Below are 296 nucleotides of genomic sequence, written 5' to 3'. Positions count from 1 at the left end.
AGACGGCTAACACCGCTCCGATTCGTAAAGATCCGGCTCGGAACCAGGAAATCTTGGATCGGATTCCGGCTGGCCACTGGGCGGAGCCTTATGAACTGATGGGCATCTCTGTCTTCTTGGCATCGGATGCGTCTGATTATATCAATGGGGCTATTATTCCAGTGGATGGCGGCTACTTGGTGCGTTAATTTCAGAACATCTGGATACAAAATCTTCTTCCTTTGAACCTGAACCGGCCTGCTCATGCACAGGCCGGTTTTTTTTGCTTGCCTGCCGTGCCAAGTGCTGCGCAATCT

Annotated in this window: 1 protein-coding gene; it reads left to right on the top strand. The window is 51.4% G+C overall.

Annotated features, from left to right (window positions below):
* A partial coding sequence (locus FD09_RS15715) for an SDR family oxidoreductase (RefSeq protein ID WP_157053878.1) occupies positions 1-188 on the top strand: 188 nt, incomplete at its 5' end.
* Positions 189-296: the final 108 nt, after the last annotated feature.

The sequence above is a fragment of the Schleiferilactobacillus perolens DSM 12744 genome (assembly GCF_001435585.1).
GTDB lineage: Bacteria > Bacillota > Bacilli > Lactobacillales > Lactobacillaceae > Schleiferilactobacillus > Schleiferilactobacillus perolens.
Note: the sequence above shows the minus strand (reverse complement) of the source record. Positions and strands in the feature narration are given on the sequence as shown.